The 20,574-nt window shown below is 72.1% G+C and carries 21 protein-coding genes and 1 pseudogene; 14 read left to right on the forward strand and 8 right to left on the reverse strand.

Annotated features, from left to right (window positions below):
• Positions 1 to 5: 5 nt before the first annotated feature.
• The 3 genes from ACZ4WQ_RS16250 to ACZ4WQ_RS16260 are packed head-to-tail and all read left to right on the forward strand — an operon-like array spanning position 6 to position 1,677.
• Positions 6 to 530, forward strand: coding sequence for a S1 RNA-binding domain-containing protein (locus ACZ4WQ_RS16250; protein ID WP_385342620.1), 525 nt, complete (start codon positions 6 to 8; stop codon positions 528 to 530).
• Between the two features lie 57 nt (positions 531 to 587).
• Positions 588 to 1,013: a DUF6210 family protein gene (locus tag ACZ4WQ_RS16255; protein WP_311726418.1), complete on the forward strand. Its 426-nt coding sequence runs from the start codon at positions 588 to 590 to the stop codon at positions 1,011 to 1,013.
• Positions 1,014 to 1,038: 25 nt separating this feature from the next.
• Positions 1,039 to 1,677, forward strand: coding sequence for a hypothetical protein (locus tag ACZ4WQ_RS16260; RefSeq protein ID WP_468022240.1), 639 nt, complete (start codon positions 1,039 to 1,041; stop codon positions 1,675 to 1,677).
• On the opposite strand, the gene ACZ4WQ_RS16265 is transcribed toward ACZ4WQ_RS16260, so the two are convergent.
• The 3 genes from ACZ4WQ_RS16265 to ACZ4WQ_RS16275 form a co-directional block, all read right to left on the reverse strand.
• Positions 1,655 to 2,683, reverse strand: a complete 1,029-nt coding sequence (locus tag ACZ4WQ_RS16265) for a hypothetical protein (protein WP_468022241.1) — start codon at positions 2,681 to 2,683, stop codon at positions 1,655 to 1,657. The genes ACZ4WQ_RS16260 and ACZ4WQ_RS16265 overlap by 23 nt on opposite strands.
• A 163-nt stretch (positions 2,684 to 2,846) precedes the next feature.
• The gene (locus ACZ4WQ_RS16270; protein WP_311726416.1) at positions 2,847 to 3,221 is read right to left on the reverse strand and encodes a VOC family protein; all 375 of its coding nucleotides are present in this window, start codon (positions 3,219 to 3,221) and stop codon (positions 2,847 to 2,849) included.
• Positions 3,218 to 3,835: a TetR/AcrR family transcriptional regulator gene (locus tag ACZ4WQ_RS16275; RefSeq protein ID WP_394816793.1), complete on the reverse strand. Its 618-nt coding sequence runs from the start codon at positions 3,833 to 3,835 to the stop codon at positions 3,218 to 3,220. Before ACZ4WQ_RS16275 ends, ACZ4WQ_RS16270 begins: the two co-directional genes overlap by 4 nt.
• A gap of 243 nt (positions 3,836 to 4,078) precedes the next feature.
• Here ACZ4WQ_RS16275 and ACZ4WQ_RS16280 point away from each other — a divergent pair, with 243 nt between their 5' ends.
• Positions 4,079 to 5,248, forward strand: a complete 1,170-nt coding sequence (locus ACZ4WQ_RS16280) for a trypsin-like serine peptidase (protein ID WP_468022242.1) — start codon at positions 4,079 to 4,081, stop codon at positions 5,246 to 5,248.
• Positions 5,249 to 5,313: 65 nt separating this feature from the next.
• On the forward strand, positions 5,314 to 5,829 hold the full coding sequence (locus ACZ4WQ_RS16285; RefSeq protein ID WP_311726414.1) for a DUF1269 domain-containing protein: 516 nt from the start codon (positions 5,314 to 5,316) through the stop codon (positions 5,827 to 5,829).
• A 204-nt stretch (positions 5,830 to 6,033) separates the two neighbouring features.
• Here the strand turns inward: ACZ4WQ_RS16285 and ACZ4WQ_RS16290 are convergent, their stop codons facing one another.
• Positions 6,034 to 6,510, reverse strand: a complete 477-nt coding sequence (locus ACZ4WQ_RS16290) for a GNAT family N-acetyltransferase (protein WP_398370807.1) — start codon at positions 6,508 to 6,510, stop codon at positions 6,034 to 6,036.
• Positions 6,511 to 6,576: 66 nt separating this feature from the next.
• On the opposite strand from ACZ4WQ_RS16290, the gene ACZ4WQ_RS16295 reads away from it, so the two are divergent.
• The 3 genes from ACZ4WQ_RS16295 to ACZ4WQ_RS16305 all read left to right on the forward strand — a co-directional run bounded on the left by ACZ4WQ_RS16295 (position 6,577) and on the right by ACZ4WQ_RS16305 (position 9,106).
• Complete coding sequence (locus tag ACZ4WQ_RS16295; protein ID WP_352128103.1) at positions 6,577 to 7,374, forward strand: exodeoxyribonuclease III; 798 nt, start codon at positions 6,577 to 6,579, stop codon at positions 7,372 to 7,374.
• 32 nt (positions 7,375 to 7,406) lie between these two features.
• On the forward strand, positions 7,407 to 7,910 hold the full coding sequence (locus ACZ4WQ_RS16300) for a tetratricopeptide repeat protein (protein ID WP_358843285.1): 504 nt from the start codon (positions 7,407 to 7,409) through the stop codon (positions 7,908 to 7,910).
• 365 nt (positions 7,911 to 8,275) lie between these two features.
• Positions 8,276 to 9,106 carry a barstar family protein gene (locus tag ACZ4WQ_RS16305; protein WP_468022243.1) on the forward strand — a complete coding sequence of 277 codons (831 nt, stop codon included), beginning with the start codon at positions 8,276 to 8,278 and terminating at the stop codon, positions 9,104 to 9,106.
• A gap of 7 nt (positions 9,107 to 9,113) precedes the next feature.
• Here the strand turns inward: ACZ4WQ_RS16305 and ACZ4WQ_RS16310 are convergent, their stop codons facing one another.
• The 4 genes from ACZ4WQ_RS16310 to ACZ4WQ_RS16325 all read right to left on the reverse strand — a co-directional run bounded on the left by ACZ4WQ_RS16310 (position 9,114) and on the right by ACZ4WQ_RS16325 (position 12,998).
• A complete protein-coding gene (locus ACZ4WQ_RS16310; protein WP_468022244.1) occupies positions 9,114 to 10,028 on the reverse strand; it encodes a helix-turn-helix domain-containing protein in 915 nt (304 codons plus the stop codon).
• Between the two features lie 78 nt (positions 10,029 to 10,106).
• A complete protein-coding gene (locus ACZ4WQ_RS16315) occupies positions 10,107 to 10,337 on the reverse strand; it encodes a hypothetical protein (RefSeq protein WP_311726408.1) in 231 nt (76 codons plus the stop codon).
• Positions 10,334 to 10,789: a winged helix-turn-helix transcriptional regulator gene (locus ACZ4WQ_RS16320; protein ID WP_468022245.1), complete on the reverse strand. Its 456-nt coding sequence runs from the start codon at positions 10,787 to 10,789 to the stop codon at positions 10,334 to 10,336. The genes ACZ4WQ_RS16315 and ACZ4WQ_RS16320 overlap by 4 nt, the downstream gene beginning before the upstream one ends.
• A 70-nt stretch (positions 10,790 to 10,859) precedes the next feature.
• A complete protein-coding gene (locus ACZ4WQ_RS16325) occupies positions 10,860 to 12,998 on the reverse strand; it encodes an amylo-alpha-1,6-glucosidase (protein ID WP_311726406.1) in 2,139 nt (712 codons plus the stop codon).
• 138 nt (positions 12,999 to 13,136) lie between these two features.
• Between ACZ4WQ_RS16325 and ACZ4WQ_RS16330 the strand changes: the two genes are divergently transcribed.
• From ACZ4WQ_RS16330 to ACZ4WQ_RS16355, 6 genes and pseudogenes are all read left to right on the forward strand, one after another.
• On the forward strand, positions 13,137 to 14,261 hold the full coding sequence (locus tag ACZ4WQ_RS16330; protein WP_311726405.1) for a LacI family DNA-binding transcriptional regulator: 1,125 nt from the start codon (positions 13,137 to 13,139) through the stop codon (positions 14,259 to 14,261).
• Positions 14,262 to 14,340: 79 nt separating this feature from the next.
• Positions 14,341 to 15,585 carry a sugar ABC transporter substrate-binding protein gene (locus ACZ4WQ_RS16335; protein ID WP_311726404.1) on the forward strand — a complete coding sequence of 415 codons (1,245 nt, stop codon included), beginning with the start codon at positions 14,341 to 14,343 and terminating at the stop codon, positions 15,583 to 15,585.
• Positions 15,586 to 15,822: 237 nt separating this feature from the next.
• Positions 15,823 to 16,809 carry a carbohydrate ABC transporter permease gene (locus tag ACZ4WQ_RS16340; protein ID WP_394816797.1) on the forward strand — a complete coding sequence of 329 codons (987 nt, stop codon included), beginning with the start codon at positions 15,823 to 15,825 and terminating at the stop codon, positions 16,807 to 16,809.
• On the forward strand, positions 16,806 to 17,708 hold the full coding sequence (locus ACZ4WQ_RS16345; RefSeq protein ID WP_311726402.1) for a carbohydrate ABC transporter permease: 903 nt from the start codon (positions 16,806 to 16,808) through the stop codon (positions 17,706 to 17,708). Before ACZ4WQ_RS16340 ends, ACZ4WQ_RS16345 begins: the two co-directional genes overlap by 4 nt.
• Before the next feature lie 61 nt (positions 17,709 to 17,769).
• Positions 17,770 to 19,968: a glycoside hydrolase family 9 protein gene (locus ACZ4WQ_RS16350; protein ID WP_468022246.1), complete on the forward strand. Its 2,199-nt coding sequence runs from the start codon at positions 17,770 to 17,772 to the stop codon at positions 19,966 to 19,968.
• A gap of 115 nt (positions 19,969 to 20,083) precedes the next feature.
• Positions 20,084 to 20,269, forward strand: a pseudogene (locus tag ACZ4WQ_RS16355) (NAD(P)-binding domain-containing protein); the annotation flags it as partial.
• Between the last annotated feature and the right edge of the window lie 305 nt (positions 20,270 to 20,574).

The raw sequence follows: 20,574 nt of genomic DNA on the forward strand, positions 1-20,574 counted from the left end.
GCCCCGTGGCGAGCGGGGCGATACGGGACTTCCTCGGCGGGCTTCGGCCGGGCGGGATCGTGACCGGTGCAGTGGAGAGCATCCACACCTTCGGTGTGTTCGTGCGCATCGACGGCGAGCCGGACGGCCGGTGCACCGGATTCATCCGGATCCCCGAACTGGCCTGGACGCGCTACGAACACCCCTCCGACATCGTCCGGGTGGGAGAGCGGCTCTCCCTCGAAGTCCTTCACGCGGACCTCGACCGCGGACAGGCGTCGCTGTCATTGCGGGCGCTGCGGGAGGACCCGATGGTGGCGTTCGCGGACACGGTCGGGCAGGTGGTCACAGGACCGGTCACCAAACTGGTCCCGTTCGGCCTCTTCGTCCGGGTCGCCGACGGCATCGAGGGGCTCGTGCCGCTCCCCGAACCGCAGCAGGTGGTGGGCGAGGGCGATGAGCTCACAGTGCAGATCGTCGAGGTGGACCTGGAACGCCGCCGCGTCCTGCTGTCCGCCGTGTCCGCCGGGTCCGCCGGGTCCGCGCGCTGAAGCGGGCGGCGTCGAAATCCTGTTGAGGCGGCGGGCGCGAGGCCGCAGACTGCGGGCATGGCCGGTCAGCGATTTGTCTTCCTCGACCCCGACGGGTCGTCGGAGGAATGGCTCTATGTGGTGGTCCAGGCGGCCACCGGGGTGTTTTACCAGCAGCAGTACGGGGGGACGGCCTGTCGGCAGGGGAAGGTCGAGGGATATCTGGTGCCGTTGTTCGGGCCCGATGCGCTCGACGGGCTGTGCGAGCTGTTCGAGGGGCACTTCCGGGGGGCCGGTACCCGGAATCATCCGTGGACGGCCGACGAGTCGGCCAAGCTGCGGGAGATCGTCGAGGGCGTGCCTTTCTGGGTCTGCGACGGTGACAACGAGGAGCCGCATCAGCTGCGACTCGACGAGGACCGGCTCGCCGAGGCCGACGAGGCGTGGATCCCCGTGACCACGCCGGACGGGCCGGGCGTGCTGCTGTGGTGCAACTCCGACTGAGCCGACCGAGCCGACGGACCCCGTTGTGATCGTCATGGACGCCGCCCTGGAGACGTACCAGGCCCGCGACTTCGCCCTGTGGCCCGTGGCCGCCCCGTCGGCCGACGGCGTGCTGCTCCTCTCCGGCGGGCTGTCGCCGCTGGAGGTCGGCACGGCGATGGCGGTCTGGGTCGGCTACAACCACGACCTCGACCCCGGCGACCCCCTCGCGGCCGACGGCCTCGAGCTGGTGCGGCGGACGGTCGAGGCCGAGTGCACCATCGCCCCGGGCGGGCTGTGCGTCGGGGACACGGTCAGCGGCGCCCTCGTACGCTCCGGGTGCTGCTGCGGTCTGGAGACCTGGCGCGAGTGGCTGGACCTGGCGGACGGGGCGGAGCCGTGGCTGGGCCATGACCCGTCCCCGCGGGTGGAGCACCTGGGGCCGGTCGTAGGGATCTGGCCGGATGGGCGTGACGGGCGTGACGGGTGTGAGGGGCGTGACGGGCGGCCCGTCGAGCTGGCCGTCGCCGAGCTGGACGGGTTGCTGGAGGACGTACGGGGCAAGCTGCGCGGGTTTCTGGGGCTCGCCGGACAGTGGGCCGAGCGCTACGCGCCGTCCCTGGCCCGGGCCCTGGTCGAGCGGCTCGACACGGATTGGGAGATCAGCGCGCCGTTGCGCGGATGATCGCCTCGGCGGTCTGCCAGAGGCGGGGGAGGAACCGGGTGACCTCCTGTGCGCGGAGGCGGAGGTCGGCGGGCCCGGTGATGCCGAGGTCGGCGACGGCGGCGCGGAAGGGCGGGGTGAGCGCCCGGTGGGTCTCGGCGGCGTCGGCGGCCAGGATGGTGTGACAGCGGGCGAAGGTCGCGATGATCCAGAAGACCGCCTCGTGGTGGCGGCCGCGGTCGATGAGGTCCCGACTGCCGTCGATCGCGATGGGCCGCGCTGCCGGGGTGATGTCGCTGGAGAAGAAGAACGGGGTCCTCGCCACGGCGGCGGTGGCGTCGAACGTCGCGGCGAGCGCGTCCAGATGGTGCCGGACGCGCTCGGCGGGCAGGTCGGCGCAGCCGAGGAGGCAGAGGAGTTCGGGGTAGAGGCCGAGATGGCCGTGGTCGGCGAGGACATCGCGGGCGGCCAGATAGCGCAGCCGTACGGTGGGGTTGCGCAGGGCGGCGGCGAGCAGCACGTGGGTGGTCACGCCGGTGGGGAACAGCCAGGACGTGACCTGCTGGTGGAACGGCGCCGAGGCGTCGATCGCCGCCAGCCCGCTCTCGATCCTGTGGCGGGCGTCCTCGCATCTGCGGCGCACCCAGGGCCGGGCGGCGAAGTCGCGCGAGACGCGGGCGTGCAGGGCGCGCAGCCCGCCGGTGGGGTCGTCGATGACCGTGTCGGTACGGAAGCTGCCGGCCAGGTGGTACGAGGCGAGCACGGCGTCGGGCGAGGCGAGCCCCGCCCAGGGCAGATAGCTGATCTCCAGCAGGGCGCCGTGGTGGCGGAGTTTGCCGGGCTTGGCGGGCGGGTTGTCCTCGGCGGTCACGACCACGACGTCGACGTCGGAGGTCGGCGGCAGCTCGGCGTCGTCGGGCAGGCCGACCGTCGAGCCGCTGAAGTACGCCCCGCGGAAGCCGGGTTCGGGGCGGGCGTACCTCTCCACCCACCCGGCCGCGGCGGCACGTGCCGAGCCGACCTTCATCTCGCGTCCTCCTGTTGTTGTCGGACCCACGTGGCACAGTCGACCACATGGACACGGATCGTTTCCGGAGCCTCATCGAATCCGCGCGGGCGGGCGGCGGCCGCTGCCGCGCCTGGCCGCGCTGTATCTGGACGAGCTGGTGGCCTGAGTCCGTCGAGGTCCGTCACGCCGGGGACATCACCTCGTACAGATTCCCCGCCGTGTCCTGGAAGAACAGGCCCCGGGGGCACAGGGGGTGGTCGATCCGGCCGTTGTCGGGCTCGGTGGGGTCGCTGCCGTAGGAGATGTCCGCGGCGCGGATCCGGGACAGGATCGCGTCGAAGGTGGCCGGGTCCACGTCGAAGGCCAGATGGTGCCCTTCGGGGTCGGCCACCGTCATGAAGTCAAGGGTGAGCGTGTCGTTCACCCGCACGGGGGCGAAGTGGCCGTTGCGGCCCGCGGGCGGAAGCTCCTCCAGGCCCATCACGGAGGCGAAGAACCGGGCCGCCTCGCGGTGGTCCACGGCGGGGACGATGGTGTGGTTCAGCGTGATGGTCATGTGCCGCTCCCTGGTTGGTTGAGGGTGCCGTGCAGGAGGACGTCGACGAACTCGACCGGATCGGCGTCGGCGCCCTCGGCGCCGAAGTGCAGCTGGGTGAAGAGCATGCCGAGGAAGATCGAGGCGACTCTTTCGGGGGGCAGGCGGAGGGCCGCCCGGTCGGGCTCGACGAGTTCGGTCAGGGCGTCGCGGGTCGCCCGCATCGATGTCTCCCGCGAGTCGGAGGTCCGGGCGGCGGGGGAGCGTTCGCGGCGGTGGCCCGAGGCATGCAGGGCCCCGGCCACCGCGCCCATCCGCGCCAGGTGGGCCCGCATCGCCTCGGCCGCCTCGGTGAGCCGGTCGGCGAGCGGCTGGTCGACGGAGATCGAGGCCAGCTCGCGCAGCACATGACTCGGGTCCATGGCCTCGGCCGTGCACGCGCCCAGCACCTCCTCCTTGTCCTTGAAGGCGCGGAAGATCGTCGCCTCGCCGATGCCGGCGGCGCGCGCGATCTGCGCCGTGGTCACCGCGGCGCCGTACTCGGCGACCAGTGGCAGCGCCGCCGCGACGATCATCGCCCGGCGCTGTTCGGTGCTCATGCCCGGCGCACGCCGCCGGGCCGGTGGTTCCGCCATGCCTTCCACCGTACGGAGTGAGTACTCACTCCGTCAATGTCGGCAGCGCAGCCCGGCGATGTCATGGATTCGTGCTGACGCGGTTCGTGTTGTGTGCGGGCTGTGGGCCGGGCAGGGGGCTGTGGACGGGGGCGCGGGCATAGTGGGTGCCTGTTCCGGAAGGGGCGCGCGCTACGCGTGGGGAAGTGCCACACGGCGCAGCAGCACACAGCACCACACAGCACCACTCAGGGGGCAAGCTCCATGCCATCGATACGCCGCTCCGCCGTGGCTGCCGCGGCCCTGGCCGCGCTGCTCACGGTCTCCGCCACGGCCTGCGGGCCGAGCGACGACAACGCCGGGTCCGAGCCGAGCGCTTCGGCCACCGCCGGGGACAAGGCCAAGGCCAAGGACGGGCTGAGGATTCCGGACGGGGTGCCGACCAGCCTTGACGACCTGAAGAAGTGGAAGGACGGCGCCTGGAGGGACTGGGACAACTGGGCCCGCAAGGCCTCCGACTTCGCCAACCCCGTCATCAAGGGCTTCTGGCAGCCGTCCAGGATGGCCAAGGCCAAGGACGCGCCGAACACCGTCAGCACGCAGAGCGCCGGTGAGGGCCGGCCGGCCACCGACCCCGAGCCGCCCGCGACCCGCGCCAAGCAGGTCTCGCGGCCGTACCACCTGAACATGGCGCCGGTGGGCAAGGTCTTCTTCGACAGCCCCGAGGGGCCGATGGTGTGCTCGGGCACGGTCGTCGACGACCCGGCCCACCCGGGCAAGTCCAACCTGGTGTGGACGGCGGGCCACTGTGTGCACTCCGGCAAGAAGGGCGGCTGGATGCGGAACATCGTCTTCGTGCCGTCGTACAACGACAACGGGCTGCCGGCCGACCGGACCCAGACCGCCGCGAGCCGGGAGGTCGCCCCGTACGGCGTGTGGTGGGCGGACTGGTCGCAGACCTCCTCGCAGTGGATCGACGAGGGCGCCCACACCGGCAACGTCGGCTCGGCGTACGACTTCGCGGTGTTGCATGTGAAGCCGGAGAACGGTGGCGGCAAGTCGCTGGAGGAGACCGTGGGGGCCTCGGTGCCGGTCTGGTTCGGGGCGCCGTCGGCGGACCGGGTCAGCTCGATCAGCGCTTACGGCTACCCGGCCGCGTCGCCGTACGACGGGGCGCTGATGTTCAACTGCCTGGACCGGCCCGGCCGGCTGTCGTTCTCGCCCTCCGCGCCGACCATGTACCGGATCGGGTGCACGATGACCGGCGGTTCCTCCGGCGGCGGGTGGTTTGTGAACCGTGGCGGCAAGACCGTGCTGGTGTCCAACAGCTCCATCGGCTCCAACGCGCACACCTGGCTCGCGGGGCCGCGTCTGGGCAGCGAGGCCAAGGGTGTGTTCGACGCGATCAGCCGGAAGTTCGCGGCTGGCGGCTGAGCGTGAGCGTGAGCGCATGGGGGCTACGGGGTGCGCGGGGGGCCGGCTGCGGCAAGAGTGGGGGTATGGGTGAGAGTGTTCTGTTCATGGACCTCGCCGGGCCGGAGGCGGGCCCCCGGGCGCTTGACGCGCTGCTCCGCGCCGACGACGAGGGCGCGCTGTCGCTGTGCGAAGGCGCGGTGATCGCGCGGGCCATGGACGGGACGATCGATCTGCCGGACTGCGTGGACGGCGCCGGGGCCCGCTGCTTCACCGTCGACGGCCTGATGGGCGGGCTCGTGGGGCTTCTGGGCGGGCCGCTGGGGATCATGATCGGCTTTGGTGAGGGCGGCTTCATCGGTGCGGCGCGGGATGCGCGGGAGGGTACGGGTGCGGCGGAGAGGTCTACGGGGGTGGGCGCGGTCCTGGAGATGCTGGCCGCCGAGGTGCCGCCGGGTACGACGGTGCTGTTCGCGGATGTGCGGGAGCCGTCGCCCGGGGCGGCCGACCGGGCCCTGGCGCCGTACGGGCGCCCGGTGGCCCGGTATCCGGCGGACCAGGTGCGCAAGGAGATCGCTTCTGCGGTCGCGGATGCGTTCTAGTCCCGCGGCGGGCCCACGCGGCGGAGCCGCATATCGGACACTGCCCCTCCCCGCCCCTTCCCGGCCCCTGTCCATATGCGGCTCCGCCGCGTGGGGGGCTCCGCCCCAGACCCCGCATCGGGGGCTGTCTCGGGCCCAGGGGGCCCGCCCCTCGTCCCCGCCGGGGCCCGGACCCTGCCGCGGAGCCGCGTGTCGGGCCGTGGCCTACGTCAGCGGCTTGGCGTAGCAGCGGCTGGACTCCTCGAAGCGGTACAGGCCGAACTTGGGGACCGGTGCGTAGCCGGAGGAGGTGTACAGCGCGATGGCCTCCGGCTGCTCGGTGCCCGTCTCCAGGACCATCCGGACCCGCCCCGCCGCGCGGGCGCTGTCCTCCAGGGCGGCCAGGATCCGGCGGGCCAGGCCCTGCCCCCGGGCGTCCCGGATCACGAACATCCGCTTGATCTCGGCATCCCCGTCCGAGTAGCCCGTCTCGCTCTGCTTCTGGCTGCGCCAGCCGCCGCTGGCCACCGGGCGGCCCTGGGCGTTGTACGCGAGGAGGTACAGGCCGTGGGGCGGCTCGAAGTGGGCCGGGTCCATGGTGGTCAGGTCGCCCTCGCCGTAGCGCTCGACGTATTCGGCCTGCACCTCGTCGTTGAGCTTGACGGCGTCCGGGTGGTCATAGGGGATGGGGCGAATATCCATGCGAAGGATCGTACATTCATGCGGGATCGTTGGGGTACTCGGTTTTTTCTGGCGTATCGTGCCGGAATGCTCACCGTGACCTCCGTGAATGTAAACGGGCTGCGCGCTGCGGCCAAGAAGGGCTTTCTGCCCTGGCTCGAGGGAACCGCCGCCGACGTGGTGTGCCTCCAGGAGGTGCGCGCCGAGCCCGGTGAGCTGACCGCGCCGGTCCGCGAGCCCGACGGCTGGCACACCGTGCACGCCTCGGCGGCGGCCAAGGGCCGGGCCGGGGTCGCCGTCTACACCCGGCGCGAGCCGGAGGGCGTACGGGTCGGATTCGGCTCCGCGGAGTTCGACGACAGCGGCCGCTATCTGGAGGTCGACCTGCCCGGGGTCACGGTCGCCAGCCTCTATCTGCCGTCGGGGGAGGTCGGCACGGAGCGGCAGGAGGAGAAGGAGCGCTTCATGGGGGAGTTCCTGCCGTATCTGAAGGAGCTGCGGGAGCGGGCCGCGGCCGGTGGGCGCGAGGTGCTGGTGTGCGGCGACTGGAACATCGCGCACCGGGAGGCCGACCTCAAGAACTGGAAGGCCAACCGCAAGAAGGCCGGGTTCCTCCCCGAGGAGCGCGCGTGGCTGAGCCAGGTGTACGACGAGGCGGCGTACGTGGACGTGATGCGCAAGCTGCACCCGGACGTCGAGGGGCCGTACTCGTGGTGGTCGTACCGGGGGAAGGCGTTCGACAACGACGCGGGGTGGCGCATCGACCTGCTGGTCGCCACGAAGGGGCTGGCCGAGCGGGCTGCGAAGGCGTACGTGGAGCGCGCGGCGAGCTATGACCAGCGGTGGAGCGACCACGCCCCGGTGACCGCGGTCTTCAGCGGGTGACACCGGCGGTCCCGGGCTGAGATGCTGCGCCGATGAGCACGGTGGCAACTGACTGGGAAGAGCGCGTCGCGGACCTGTGGACCGCCTTCGACGACCACGCCCCCGCCGACTTCCTGGCGGCCATGACGGCGCTGACGGCCGAACTCCCCGACGGCGACCCGGTCGCGTCCTTCGAGCTGGCCTCCGCGTACGACGCCACCGACCGCGAGGAGGACGCCGCCCCGCTGTACCGCGCGGCCCTGGACGCCGGTCTGGCCGGCCCGCGCCGCCGCCAGGCGGTGATCCAGCTGGCCAGCACGGTGCGCAACCTCGGCCGGCCCGAGGAGGGCATCGCGCTGCTCACCGCGGAGCGGGACGCGGGGTCCGATGAACTCGACGACGCCGTGGCCGCGTTTCTCGCACTCGCGCTGGTCGACGCCGGGCGGGAGCGGGAGGCGGTGGCCCTCGCGCTGTCCGCGCTGTCCCGCCACCTGCCGATGTACAGCCGCTCGCTGACGCACTACGCCGACGAACTCGCGAGCGGAGCCGGTCGCTGAGCGCGGCGGCGCACGGGCCGCGCGTCCACCGCTGGCCGGAGGGGTCCGGCCGGGCCGGCGCCCCCGCGTTCGCCCTGGCCGACTCCGACGACGCGAGTGTCTGGGGCGTCTGCGCCGATGTCTCGGGCCTGTTCGTCGCGCCGCCCCTCCACCCCTACCAGCTCCTGGGCTGCGCCCCCGCGGGCCCGCTGCGCGACATCCTGCGTGAGCGCGGCACTGCGCCGTACGAGCTGGGCCACCTTTGGCTGCGGCCGATCGGCGACGACCGGTGCCCCGAGGACTCGGAGCGGCTCGACGCCTGGCGGCTGGAGGACGTACGGGTCACCGGCCATCGCCCGCACCCCGGCGACCCCTCCCTGATCGACGTGTTCATCGAGGGCGCCGACGGCTACCCGGACCCGCCCGACGATCCGTACCTCGCGGCGGGCCTGCTGCTGCACAACGGCCGTGAACACCTCGGCACCTGCGCGGACTTCTCCGACGTCGTCGCGCCCGACGACGAGTCGCCGGACACTTCGCTGCACCTCCTCGGCTGTGCACCCGGCGACCGGCTCCAGTCGGCCCTCGCGGCCGGGACCCGCCGCCGGCTGGGGCTGGGGGAGGCCCTGCTGCTGGTCCTCGACCGGAACGGCGCGGAGTCCACGGACCTGTATGTGACCGCCGAGATCGCCGACTGGAAGCCGTCGTCCCTCGGCCCCGGCCTCCTCGACATCCGCCTCACCGACCGCCTCTGGGACCCGCCGCCCCCGCGGGCCCGCCCCTTCTGGCAGCGGTGGTACGACGGTCCGCCGACGGCCCCGAACCTATGGGCCGGGTACGGGACCCGCGACCGCGAGATCTGGCTCGACTGTGTGCGCGAGCGGGGGACCCGCCGGTCCGTCCCGGCCGCGCCGCCGGGGCGCGTGTACGAGCTGGACGGGCGGTACGTCACGGATGAGCCCGGTCTCTGTCTCGCGCTCGGCGAGGCCATGCGCGGCCCCGGCGGCTACTTCGGCGGCAACGCCGACGCGCTGGCCGACTGCCTCTGCGGAGGCTTCGGGGTGACCACACCGTGCACGCTGATCTGGCACGACGCACGGATCGCGCGGCAGAGCCTCGGGCGGGTCCTCGACTGGAAGGGGGAGCCGTACAGCTATTTCGACCTGGTACTCGAGGTCTTGAGGGAGCGCCGGGTCGAGGTGCGGCTGCGGGACTGAGCGCCCCTCAGCACTCTTCGGTGACGTCCCAGCAGGTCTCCTCCGGGAAGGGGTCGCCACCACCGGACGGCGGCGGGGTGTCCGTCGAGGGCGGCGGATCGTCGGGGACCGCCGGCGGGTCGTACGTCCACTCCGGCGTCGGCGAACTCCGCGTGGGCTTCGTCTTCTTGGGCGTCGTCGTCTGCTGGGACGGGGTCGGTGACGAGGTCTCCCGCGTCGCGCCGCGCGAGGGTTCGTCGCTGACGGGTTCGGCGTCGGCGGCGTCGGTGGTGGCGTCGTCCGCGGGACGGCTCTTCGTGCTGGACGGGGTGGTGGCCGCCGGTGCCTCCGTCCGGCTGCTCTCACGCGGCTTATCGGGTTTGTCGCCGGGGTGCAGAATCGCCGTGGCCGCGGCCGTCAGGATCACGATCGCCGCGGTGGCCGTGATGACCACGCCCGGCCGCCGAAGCCGACCCCCGGCCGCCTTCAGTCTCTTCCTCTTCGGCCGCTTGGGCTCTTTTGGTACCTGGTCCGGATCCGGGTCCGGGGTCTCGGCCACCGGCTCGGTGGCCGGCACCGCCGGGCTCTCGGGGGCGTCTTCGCCCTCCGGCTCCACCGGCTCGGAGGAGTCCTGCCCCTGCTCCTGTTCCTGTTCCTGTCCGAGCTCGACGGCCAGGCGCTTGCGGGCCCCCACCCACGCCTCGACCGCGGCTTTGTCGCCGCCGCAGGCGCGGACAAAGGCCGCCACCAGCTCCTCCCGGGGCAGCTCCTGTCTGTTCAGTGCCCCGGCGAGCGTGGCGCGCGGGAGTACGTCCCCCACCGCACCGGCCCGGCGTTCCAACTCGCGATAACTCAGATCCGACCATTGCCGCAACCGGCGCATCTCCGCCACGAACTGCGTGGAGTCCTTGACGTCATGCGGCAGTGGAATAGTTCCGTCCACCTCGGTCCCCGTCCCCCGTATGTTCTGTTTGGAGCTCAGTCCTCCCCGGGCAGCTTAAGGGCTCGCGGGTGATCAGGGTCACTCGCCGCGCATGTGCCGTTCGACGACGTCTCGGACCCTGGGCCGCAGCCCGGATTCGGCCGGGTCCAGCCCCTCCGCCCTGAAGACGGCATCGGTGAACTCGTCCGCGTCGGCGGGCGGCGCCTCGCGCAGCCGGCGCTGCTCGTGCGGCGGAAGGCAGAAACCGAGGTCGACGCACAGCTCGTAGAGGAGCTCGTGGACCGCGCTCGGCGACAGCTGATTCGTCATGCCTGGTGACGGTACCGGCGATTCCCTGCCCGGGCGCCCGGGTTCTCGAACCGCTCCTGCGCGGCCAGCACGTCGTCCGTGTGGCGCTTCGCCCACGCGCCCATCGCGCGCATGGGAACGAGCAGGGCGGTGCCGGCCTCGGTGAGCGCGTAGTCGACGCGCGGCGGCGCCTCCGCGTACGTACGGCGCTCGACGAGGCCGTTGTACTCCAGGCGCCGCAGCGCGTCGTTGAGGACCTTGGCGCTGATCCCGCCGATGCTCGCGATCAGCGCCCGGGGCCGCATCGGGCCGCCCGCGCCGAGGGTGTAGACCACGACGCTGTCCCAGCGGTTCGCGAGCACCTCGAACGCGAGGCGGGCGTGGCAGTCCGCGGTGTACACGTCCGACGTGGCGTCCGATACGGCCCTGGTGTTTTCGCGCGCGGCGGCTCGCGGGCAGGTCGGCTGCTCCATGTCCGCATCCTGCCCGATCCGATGCACACCGTGCGGTGTGCATCGGATCCGTCGGCCCTCGAGTGCCGCGTCAGGCCATGACCACCGTCAGTCCCTCCGGTGCCGCCACGCTCACCGTCCCGTCCGCCGCCACCGCGACGTCCAGCTGGTCCCCGCCGACCTGGAGCCCCGTCACCGTCAGCGGGGCGTACGTCCGGGCGAAGGTGGGGGCGACGGTGACCGTGCCGCCGGGGACGTCCGCGTCCAGGCCCAGGGACGCGCCGAGCACCGAGACCGCGGAGGCGGCCGCCCACGCCTGGGGGCGGCAGGACGCCGGGTACGGGGCGGGGTGCGGGCCCGCCTCGGCGCCGTGGCCCGCGAACAGCTCGGGCAGCCGGGCCGCGAACCCCGCCGACGCCGTCAGCAGGCCCGCCGCCAGCGGCGCGGCCGCGTCCGGGAACCCGGCCTTGACCAGGCCGTGCACGGCGATCGCGGTGTCGTGCGGCCAGATCGAACCGATGTGGTAGCCGAACGGGTTGAAGCCCACCGAGTCGCTGCTCAGCGTGCGCAGGCCGTGGCCCGAGTCGAGGTCGGGGCCGGTCAGCCGGGCCGCCAGCGCCGCGCTCTCCTCCCGGTTCAGCAGGCCCGTGCCGAGGAGGTGGCCGAAGCCCGAGGTGACGGAGTCCACCGGCCGGCCGTCGCGGTCCAGCGCGACCGCCGGGTACGGGCCCCGCTCGTCCTCCACCCAGAAGCGGTTCCGGAAGCGGGTGGCGAGCCCGTCGGCCCACTCCTCCCAACCGTCCGCGCCCGGCCGCCCGAACTCGCGCAGCAGCGCCGCTCCGCCCCGCGCGGCCTCGTACGCGTACGCCTGTACCTCGCACAGCGCGATCGGCGCGTCGGCGAGGCGGCCGTCGCGGTGGCGGATGGAGTCGCCGGAGTCCTTCCAGCCCTGGTTGGCCAGGCCGCGGCCGGTCCGGTCGACGTACTTGAGGAAGCCGTCGCCGCCCGCCTCCGCCTGGTCGCGCAGCCACCCGAGCGCCGACTCGGCGTGCGGCAGCAGCTGTTCCACCTGCTCCGGGGCCATGCCCCAGCGCCAGGCGTCGTGGAGCAGGGTGAGCCACAGGGGCGTGGCGTCCACCGTGCCGTAGTAGACCGGCGGGAGGGAGAACGTCTCCGCGAAGTTCTGGGTGCCGCGCCGCACTTCGTGCAGGATCTTGCCCGGCTGCTCCTCCGTGGTCGGGTCGACCACCCCGCCCTGGCGGCGGGCGAGGGTGCGCAGGGTGCCGGCCGCGAGGTCGGTGCCGAGCGGGAGCAGCATGCGGGCGGCCCAGAGCGAGTCGCGGCCGAAGAGGGTCAGGAACCAGGGGGCGCCCGCGGCCAGGAACTGATCCACGCCGCCCACCCCGACCCTGAGCCCTTCGTCGGACTGCGGGTCCACCAGGCGCAGCCGGTCCGCGTCGGCGACCGACTGGTCCAGCCACTGGTCGAAGCGGCGGTCCGCGCTGCGCAGGGTCGGGGTGCGCCACGGCACGGAGTCCGCGGGGCCCGCGGGGAACTGGTCGCCGTCCGCGTACCCCGCCGTGCAGCGCAGGGTCACCGTCCACGAGGTGCCGGGGTCCAGTTCGACGTCGTACGACAGCCGGCCCTCGGACGCGTCCAGCGCGTCCGGCGCGGGCTCGCTGACCAGGCGTACGGCGAACTCGTCGCGGGACCAGGCGAGACCTGCGGCGCCTTCGGCCTGCGCCGGTACCTCGTCCACGGTGTGGCCCGACTTCACCCGCTCCATCAGGGCGAGGTCGGTGGCGGCCGTGATCGTCAGCCGGAAGCCGACCCGCTGGGTGCCCGCGTTGCTGACCTCGAAGTTCTCCTCCAGCCGGCCGGACGCGACGGTCCGGCGGCGCTCCAGGGCGACCGCCGGGTCGGGCGTCACCTCGCCGAGCCCCCGCAGGATCGCCCGGAAGTCCGCCCGGTCGGCCCCCCTGAGCCCGCCGACGACCGGGGCCAGCGGGATGGACCCGGTGGTGACGGTCAGCCGGGACAGCGCCCTGCTGTCGCCGTGGTAGAAGCCGTCCGCACCCCCGTCGAGCTGCCCGTCCGCACGCGAGATCACAAAGCTCGGCGCGTACAGCGTGACAACCGCGTCGTGCAGGAACGGCTGTAGGTCCTGGGCCACGGAGGTGGGGGCCGTGACCGAGCTGTTGGTGTCCTGGGCCTTGACAGTGGTGTCCAAAAGAGTAGAACCTCTCAACGTTTGATCGTTCCAAAGACAGTAACGACCTCTTCAGAGGACTGACAATGCCTTTGGAACGCTCAAATCAAGCTTGTGAGAATCTGCTAGGACCCCAGGACCTCGTACGTCGGAGGCCGTATGCCCCGCTCCACCAGCAGTCCCTCGTCGAAGGGCGGCCCCGTGACCCTTGCCATGGTCGCCCGCAGGGCCGGAGTCTCGACGCAGACGGTGTCCAACGCGATCAACTCGCCGGACCTGCTGCGCGCCGAGACCCTGGAGCGGGTCCGCCAGGCGATCGACGAGATGGGCTACCGCCCGAGCCGCGCCGCGCAGACGCTGCGCACGCGCTCCAGCAAGCTCATCGGCTACGGCATCCAGCCCACCCCGCCCGGGGTCACGGCCCCGGTCATGGACCGTTTTCTGCACGCCCTGTCCGAGGCCGCCGACGAGGCCGGCTACCGGATGCTGCTGTTCGCCAGCGCGCCCGGCGGCCCGAGCCTGGCGGGGTACGAGGAGCTGCTCGACCAGTACGACGTCGACGGCTTCGTGCTCAGCGACACCGGCCGCCAGGACCCGCGCCAGGCGTGGCTCGCCAAGCGGGGCGTGCCGTTCGTCGGCTTCGGCCGGATGTGGTCGGGGCGGCAGATCGGCGACTGGGTCGACGTCGACGGCGCCTCGGGCACGGACGCCGCCGTGCAGCACCTGATCGCCCTCGGGCACCGCAGGATCGCCTTCCTGGGCTGGCCGCGCGGCTCCGGCGTCGGTGACGACCGTGCCGACGGCTGGCGGCGGGCCATGCGCTGGCACGGGCTGCCGACGCGCGGTCTGCGCGCGCAGAGCCTGGGGGACATCGAGGCGGCCAGGATCGCCGTGAAGCCCTTACTGGACGCGGGTGCCACGGCCGTGGTCGCGGCCAGCGACGTCCTGGCGCTCGGCTGCTACCACGCGCTGCGCGACCGGGGCGCCGTCCCGGGCCGGGATGTCGCGGTGGTCGGCTTCGACGACTCGCCGACCGCCGGGATTCTCTCGCCCTCCCTGGCCACGGTCGCCCAGCCGCTGGAGGCGGTCGGGCGGGAGTGCGTACGGCTGCTGCTGGCGCGGATAGCCGCCCCGGCCGGGCCGCCGGAGCGCGTCCTGCTGGAGCCGTCCCTCGTCGTCCGCGACAGCGCCTCCAGGCCCGGCCCGGAGGCGCCGGGTCCGGAGGAGCCGGGCCCCGACACGACAAGTCCCGACGCGCCGGGCCCCGACACCGCGGCGCTCTGACGCGTCGCGCCCCCAAACCTCACCCTCTCCTCCACCCCCCATAGAGCCGCCCGTACCATCCCGAATCCACGGAGGAATCATGGTCCCCCGCACGGCCGCCGCCGCCCTCGTCACCTGCGCGGCACTCCTGGCAGCCACCGGCTGTTCGTCGAGTTTCAGCGACGACAAGGAGACGAAGCAGGACACCAGCGCCAAGCAGAACCTCAAGGTGTTGATCGCCACCTCGGGTGACGCCGAGACCAAGGCAGTCAAGGACGCTGCGGCCGCGTACGAGAAGCAGTCCGGCAACAAGGTCACCGTAGAGACCGCCAAGGACATGAACCAGCAGCTGGCCCAGGGCTTCGCCGGGCACAAGGCGCCGGACGTCTTCTACGTCAACTCCGACATGTTCGCCAACTACGCCAAGGCCGGCTCCCTGTACGCCTACGGCGACAAGATCAAGGACAAGGACGACTTCGCCGAGCAGCTGCGCGCCTCCTTCTCCTACGACGGCAAGCTGGTGTGTCTGCCGAAGGACACCTCCACCCTTGCCCTCGCCATCAACACCGACCTGTGGAAGAAGGCCGGGCTGACCGAGAAGGACTACCCGACCTCCTGGGAGGAGCTGCGGAAGGTCGCGGGCAAGCTGACCGGGGACGGCGTCACCGGCCTGGTCACCAGCGACGAGTACCAGCGGCTCGGCGTCTTCATGAAGCAGGCGGGCGGCTGGATAACCGACGCCGGGCAGACCAAGATGACCGCCGACGGCGCGAAGAACGCCGAGGGGCTCGGCTTTGTGAAGTCCCTGCTGAAGTCCGGCTCGATGAAGTACGCCAAGCAGGTCGACACCAGCTGGGGCGGCGAGGCCCTCGGCAAGGGCAAGGCCGCCATGACCATCGAGGGCAACTGGCTGACCGGCGCCATGAAGCTCGACTACCCGGACGTCAAGTACAAGGTGGTCGAGCTGCCCGCGGGCCCGGCCGGGAAGGGCACGCTGGCCTTCAGCAACTGCTGGGGCGTGGCCGCCGAGAGCGCCCACCGGTCGGCCGCGGTGGACCTGGTGAAGTACCTGAGCTCCGGTGAGCAGCAGCTGAAGTTCGCCGAGGGCTTCGGCGTGATGCCCTCGCGCACCAGCGCCCTCGCCGAGTACGCGAAGCAGGAGCCGGACTCCAAGGCCTGGGTCGACGCCAACGCCTACGCGCAGGGCCCGGTGACCATCGCCGGATTCGACAAGGTGCTCAGCCAGTTCAACACCGAACTCCAGTCGCTGCCCACCACCGACCCGAAGAAGATCCTCGCCGACCTCCAGCGCAACGGCGAACAGGCCCTCGCGAAGGGCAACTGAGCCGTCATGCCGTTCCGTACCACCCCCCGCACGGCGCGCCGCACCTCCGGCGGCGCGTCGACCGGCCCCCGCCCGGCCCCCGCGGCCGGCGGCGGGGGTCCCCGTACGGCCGGTTCGCCGGGCGCGCCTGACGCGCCCGGCGGGTCCGGCCCCGCGCCGGCGCCCCGCACCCCAAACACCCCGTCCGCGGGGCGCCGCCGCGGTGAAGGCGCCTGGGGCTGGCTGTTCGTCAGCCCCATGGTGCTGATCCTCGGCCTGTTCCTGGTGCTGCCGATCCTGATGGCCGCGTGGGTCTCGCTGCTCGACTGGAACGGTCAGTCCAACCCGTTCAGCGGGCAGGCGAAGTTCGTCGGCCTGGACAACTACCGGGCGCTGCTCACCGAGGACGGCCTCGACCGCACCCTGTTCGCGACCTCGCTGCGCAACAACGTCTACTACGTGGCGCTGACCGTGCCGCTCCAGACGGGGCTGGCGCTGGTGCTGGCGCTGATCGTCAACCAGAAGCTGCTGCGCGCGCGGGGCGCCCTGCGCACCACGTTCTTCTTCCCGTCGGTCACCAGCTCGATCGCGGTCTCCACCGTCTTTCTCTTCCTCTTCCAGGGCAGCGGGGCGGTCAACACGCTGCTGTCCTGGATCGGGGTGAAGGGCCCGAACTGGTTCTCCGACTCGCGCGGGGTGCTCTCGCTGCTGCTCGGCGCCCTGGGGATCGTCGACCCCGAGCACGCCACGGGTGTGCTGGCCGACCACTCCTTCATGGGTCTTTCCTGGTACGAGTGGCTGTCCGGGCCGTCCGTCGCGATGTGCACGATCATCCTGCTCGCCGTGTGGACGACCTCCGGCACCTTCATGCTGATCTTCCTCGCGGCCCTCCAGGACATCCCGCGCGAGCTGGAGGAGGCGGCCGCCATCGAGGGCGTGAACCGCCGCCAGATGCTGCGCTATGTCACGCTGCCCGCGCTGCGGCCGGTGTTCTTCCTCGTCCTCACCCTGGGCACGATCTCCACCTGGCAGGTCTTCGACCAGGTGTATGTGATGGGCCAGGGCGCCCCGGGCAACACCACGCTGACGCCGGCCTTCCTGTCGTACTCGGCCGCCTTCGACGGCTCCGACTTCGGGCAGGGCGCGGCCATCGCCTTCATCCTGCTCGCGCTGATCCTGTGCATCACCGCCCTCCAGCGCTGGGCGCTGCGGGAGCGCGGCCCCCGCCCCGGGAGGAATCGATGAACGCCAAGTCCGCGGCCGCCCGGGCGCAGGCGCGCCCGGTGCTCGGCCGGTTCCCGCTGCCGCTGCGGGTGCTGGGGTACTCGCTGGTGGTGGGGGTCGGGCTGCTGTATCTGCTGCCGTTCGTACTCCAGCTGGTGACCGGGTTCAAGACGGACCCGGACGCGGCGGCGAACCCCCTCGGGCTGGTGCCCACCACCCCGACGACCGCCGCCTACCAGCGGCTGTTCGGGCTGAGCCAGGCGGCCGGGGACGGGGTGCCGTTCCTGCGCTGGCTGGGCAACTCGGCCTTCGTCGCGGTCGTGGTTACCGCCGGGCGGGTGCTGTTCGACTCGATGGCGGGGTACGCGCTGGCGCGGCTGCGCTTCCGGGGCCGTTCGCTGCTCTTCGGCTTCGTCCTCGCGGTGATGGCGGTGCCCGGAGTGGCGCTGCTGATCCCGAAGTTCCTGGTGCTGAACACCTTCGGGCTGTTCGACTCCTACACCGGCATGATCCTTCCGCTGATGGTGGACGCGGCCGGGATCTTCATCATGAAGCAGTTCTTCGAGTCGATCCCCCGGGAGGTCGAGGAGGCCGCGCGGGTGGACGGCGCCGGGGTGATCCGGACGTTCTGGTCGGTGGTGCTGCCGATGGCCCGGCCCGCGCTGATCACCCTGACGATCCTGTCCTTCCAGGGCTCGTGGAACGAGTTCACGCACTTCCTGGTGTCCACTCAGTCCGGCCAGTACGAGACGCTGACGACCGGGCTCGCGCGGTTCATCTCCGGCGGCCTCGGCGGCGGTACGCAGTACCCGCTGAAGCTGGCGGCGGCCCTGCTGGCGACGCTGCCGGTGGCGGCGCTGTTCTTCTGCTTCCAGCGCTACTTCGTGCAGGGGGCGAACTCGGGGGCGGTCAAGGAATAGCGCGCGGACTTCGGGGGCTGCCTGAGTGGCATAAGGGGTGAATGCCGCGCACGCTGGAAATATGGCACAGGATCCACGGGAAAAGGTTTTCAACGGGGATTTCAGTGAAGGCACCAGCGGCTGGTTCACCGTGCAGGCGGCCCCCGTTTCCGTCGCGGGCGGGAAACTGTGCGTCGACGTACCGGGAGGCACCCAGCTCCCGGCCGACGTCATCGTGGGGCAGAGCGACATCTGGCTGCAACAGGGCAGGTCGTACACCTTCTCGTTCACCGCTTCGGCGAATCCGCCGTCGGCGGTGACGGCCCGGGTCCAGCTCGACCAGGCCCCGAATTACCCCGGTACGTTCTCACAGGACATCGCCCTCGGTCCGGAACAGCCGTACACGTTCACCTTCACGTCCTCCCTCGACACCGACCGTGGCCAGGTCCTCTTCCTGCTCGGCGGAGAGCCCGCGCCCTGGGTGTGCTGTGTGGGCGGGGTGTCCCTCATAGGCGGCGATCCGGTGCCCCGCTATGTGCCGGACACCGGCCCGAGGGTGCGGGTCAACCAGGTCGGCTACCTGCCGTTCGGACCGAAACACGCGACCGTCGTGACGGACGCGCCCGGACCGATCCCCTGGCAGGTGAACGACAGCGCCGGGGCCACCGTCGCGTCCGGCACCTCGACGCCGGCCGGGATGGACACCTCCTCCGGGCAGCAGGTGCACACGCTGGACTTCGGCGCGGTGACGCAGTCCGGCACCGGGTACACGCTGAGCGTCGACGGGCAGACCAGCTACCCGTTCGACATCACCGCCACCGCCTATGACCAGTTGCACTCCGACGCCCTGCGCTTCTTCTACGTCCAGCGCAGCGGCATCCCCATCACCGACGCGCTGGCGCCCGGATACGCGCGCCCGGCCGGACACATCGGCGTCACCCCCAACCAGGGCGACACCAGCGTGCCCTGCCAGCCGGGTGTCGGCGACTATCAGCTGGACGTGAGCGGCGGCTGGTACGACGCCGGGGACGAGGGCAAGTACGTGGTCAACGGCGGCATCGCCACCTACCAGCTCCTCAGCCTGTACGAGCGGACGCTGACCGTGCCCCGGGGGCGCCTGGGGCCGCCGGGCGACGGCGACCTGCACATTCCCGAGAGCGGCAACGGCGTACCTGACGTCCTCGACGAGGCGCGCTGGGAGCTTGAGTTCCTGCTGCGCATGCAGGTCCCCGCCGGAGCGCCCCTCGCGGGGATGGCCCACCACAAAGTGCACGACGACAACTGGACCGGGCTGCCGATGCCTCCGGACCAGGACCCGCAGCCACGCCATCTGCACCCGCCGTCCACGGCGGCGACGCTCAACCTGGTCGCGACCGCCGCGCAGGGCGCCCGGCTGTACGCGCCCTTCGACCAGGCCTTCGCCCAGCGCTGCCTGACCGCCGCCCGTACCGCCTGGGCCGCCGCGCAGGCGCACCAGAACCTCTACGCCAGCAAGGCCGACGCGACCGGGGGCGGCCCGTACGACGACACGGATGTCACCGACGAGTTCTACTGGGCGGCCGCCGAACTGTTCATCACCACCGGCGAGCAGCCGTTCCTCGACGCCCTGCGGGCCTCGCCCTATGCGACCGGTGATCCGTTCCCGCCGTCCGGGTTCGGCTGGCAGCAGGTCGCCGCGCTCGGCCGGCTCGACCTGGCGACCGTGCAAAGCCAACTGCCGGACGCCGACCGGAACGCCGCCCGCGCCTCGGTGGTGGCCGCCGCCGACCGGTACCTCCAGACGGCGCAGGGCCAGGCATACGGCGTGCCGCTCGCGGACAGCGAGTTCGTCTGGGGCTCCAACAGCATGGTGCTCGACAAGCTCGCCGTCATCGCGACCGCCTTCGACCTGACCGGCGACCAGCGCTACCGCGACGGCGTACTGGAAGGGCTGGACTACATCCTCGGCCGCAACGCCCTCAACGAGTCCTATGTGACCGGATACGGCCGGCACAACTCCCACAACCAGCACAGCCGCCTCTACAGCCACGAGCTCGATCCGACGCTGCCGGAACCCCCGGCCGGTGCGATCGCCGGCGGCGCGAACGTGAACCTTGAGGATCCGAAGGCGAGCAGGGTGCTGATCGACCGCACGGTCGATCCGCCCCAGCGGCCCGCGCCGCAGTTCTGCTACCTCGACGACATCCAGTCGTGGTCGACCAACGAGGTCGCCATCAACTGGAACGCGGCGCTGTCGTGGGTCGTCTCGTTCGCGGCCGACGACCAGAGCGTCGGCGCGTAGGCCCTGCGCGATACACACCGGGCGGTGTGCGTCGGCCTCCCTAAAGTCCCCGTCGTCACCACGGTTTCTCACGACGGGAGAACTCATGCGCATCGGCATTCTGGGCACGGGCGGGATGGCCACGACGCTGGGCGGGGCGTGGGTACGCGCCGGACACGACGTCCTGATCGGCGGGCGCGACCGCGCGGCGGCCGCGGCGACCGCCGCGCGGACCGGCGCCGCCGGGCACGGCACGCTCGCCGACGCGGCGGCGCACGGCGAGGCCGTCCTGGCGGCGGTCCCGGCGGAGGTGGCGCCCGAGCTGGTCAAGGGGCTCGCGGACACCCTCGCCGGCCGCACGGTGATCGACTGCTCGAACCCCCTGGTCCCGACCGACGACGGCCTGACGCTGTCCACCGGCGGCACGACCTCCATCGCCCGGCGGATGGCGGACGCCGCGCCCGGCGCCCATGTGGTCAAGGCGTTCAACCTCTGCCACGACAGCATCTGGACCCTGCCCCGTCCGGCGTTCGAGGGCGCCCCGCTGGCCGTCCCGTTCTGCGGCGACGACCCCGCCGCCCTCGACCGGACCGCCGAACTCATCACCTCCATGGGCTGCGCCCCCAT

The sequence above is a fragment of the Streptomyces sp. NPDC028305 genome (assembly GCF_055569495.1).